At 56.7% G+C, this 1,775-nt stretch carries 3 protein-coding genes; 2 read left to right on the plus strand and 1 reads right to left on the minus strand.

The genetic code is table 11. From position 1 onward, the window contains the following. The first annotated feature begins 211 nt into the window (after nucleotides 1–211). Together BMY22_RS23260 and BMY22_RS24170 are read left to right on the plus strand one after the other, a co-directional pair. Nucleotides 212–445 (plus strand): hypothetical protein, encoded by a 234-nt coding sequence (locus tag BMY22_RS23260; protein ID WP_090625686.1) that lies wholly within the window; start codon nucleotides 212–214, stop codon nucleotides 443–445. 3 nt (nucleotides 446–448) lie between these two features. After that, the gene (locus BMY22_RS24170; protein ID WP_139211447.1) at nucleotides 449–745 is read left to right on the plus strand and encodes a hypothetical protein; all 297 of its coding nucleotides are present in this window, start codon (nucleotides 449–451) and stop codon (nucleotides 743–745) included. A 50-nt stretch (nucleotides 746–795) separates the two neighbouring features. Here BMY22_RS24170 and BMY22_RS23265 read toward each other — a convergent pair whose 3' ends face one another. Beyond that, nucleotides 796–1,281 (minus strand): type II toxin-antitoxin system YhaV family toxin, encoded by a 486-nt coding sequence (locus BMY22_RS23265; protein ID WP_090625688.1) that lies wholly within the window; start codon nucleotides 1,279–1,281, stop codon nucleotides 796–798. Nucleotides 1,282–1,775 lie beyond the last annotated feature (494 nt).

The raw sequence follows: 1,775 nt of genomic DNA on the forward strand, positions 1-1,775 counted from the left end.
AGGCTACTGGATGCCCATGATGAGCTTGTAGCGGCGCTGGTATTCCTCATACGACAAGCCGGGCGTTCCGGCCAGTTCAGCAAGACGCTGCTCCTGGCTCGCGCTTGGCTGAGCGGCCTGAGCGACCGGAGCGGTCAGCCCCGGCCCCGCCTTGCACGGGGCCCCAACACCACCAACAGTTCACGCCCCAATAAATGGTAAGAAGACAGTCATGAGCTCAAACGAAAAAATAGACCTTGCCCTACTCTTGGACAATATCCGCCTGGAAATAAGCCACTACTACCAAGCTGGTAGTGATGTAGCGAAAGTCAAACTCAAGTCGACAGAGGTCGACTATATCGAGCTGATCAAGGAGCACCTGAGTATCGATGGGCGAACCTTCACGTTCGACGAGGCCACACGCGTACTCACGATCGATTCCTCAAAATGCCAGCGGCCGGACTGAACAATGAACGACCCGAAAGTTGCAGCAGCAGCCTTGAGTGAACTCATTGATGAGTTGAAGAACGCACATGCCTTAGTTGAGCGGGCTGCTTTGTTCTCCGCCATATGCCTGCTCTGCGACGATTTAAGCAATGCCGATGACGACCTAGTAAACGGTTACGCCAAGGAGAAAGCTGGCCAGATCCGTTGGCATTCGGCCGCGGCACTTGGTTTCGACATCACCAATGGGCACTCTGCCGAAGATCATAGGGTGTGGGCATTGGGAGCCCTGTCCTCGCTAGAAGGCTCCCTTCCAGACTGATCCGCTACCTCTTGGGATAGCAAAAGCCCCGCTCGGGGCGGGGCTTTTAATCAACCTAGGTGGCCTGGTATAGGCCCAGCGGCACGCTCTAGGTCAGCAAAGCTGGATGGAATCTCACCGCGCTTCACTTTCGCCAAGAATACGGCGTAAACATCTGTTTTTGAGCCATCCTTGCGCAAGGTGGCTTCATCATTCAGCCACGCATAGATGATGCTTTTCGGCGCATCGCTCCTGAACTGGAAAAACAAACGATACCTGTTGGGCAACCCGTTCTTAATCCGGCGCCAGTGGCCGTTTTCCTTGCCAAGCGTTTTCCCTTGGAAGTATTCAGGCGCTGCAGGGTTGGTAGGCGCGCGAACGAGAATGGCCTCTTCAACCTTCTCTAGGAGTTTGTAATGCGCATGGTGATGGAAGCCATCCGGATCGTCCTCTGCCAAGCCCTCAACCTCTTCGATGAGGTCCTCTAGTCTCTGGAGGAACAGCGGATGCCCGAAGAGGGCCCAGTCATTGACAACGGTTACCGTCCCTGAGTGCACCGATTACCCCTCAAGCAGCTCGGCTCGCGCGCGATTAGCCTCTGCCTTGGCGCGAAGACGCTCCATGCGTCCAAATAGGCTGGCCGGGATAGGCTCAATCCGCCCAGGATTGTCTGCAATGTCGGAATGCAGCAGGTCAAGGAAAGCCGCATCTGACTCTTGCTCGGCTCTCTTGGCGTCCAGCGATGCTACCGGCGTCCGAACAAAACTCATGCTTCGTGACATATATGGTCTCCTGCGAGGGCCTTACTAGGGCCTCATAAAGCAACTATACACCACCGATGATCAAAAATGACTCACGATGACTCGCGGTGAAGCGGGATGAACAAGTCATAGCTACTAGCCCCCCCACTGCCCCCACTGCCCCCACATCACCTTCATCCCCTACTCCATCAGCTGCCTGACCAATGCCTGCGCCTCCTTGCCGCCGGCCATGCCGTGCCCCACGTCGACGATCCGCTCGGCGCGCAGCCGGCGCTCCCGGCGCAGGGCGC

The organism is Azotobacter beijerinckii (assembly GCF_900110885.1).
GTDB lineage: Bacteria > Pseudomonadota > Gammaproteobacteria > Pseudomonadales > Pseudomonadaceae > Azotobacter > Azotobacter beijerinckii.

Coding starts and splice junctions, on each gene's coding strand:
- BMY22_RS23260 (WP_090625686.1), top strand. CDS start 212: ATGAGCTCAAACGAAAAAATAGACCTTGCCCTACTCTTGGACAATATC.
- BMY22_RS24170 (WP_139211447.1), top strand. CDS start 449: ATGAACGACCCGAAAGTTGCAGCAGCAGCCTTGAGTGAACTCATTGAT.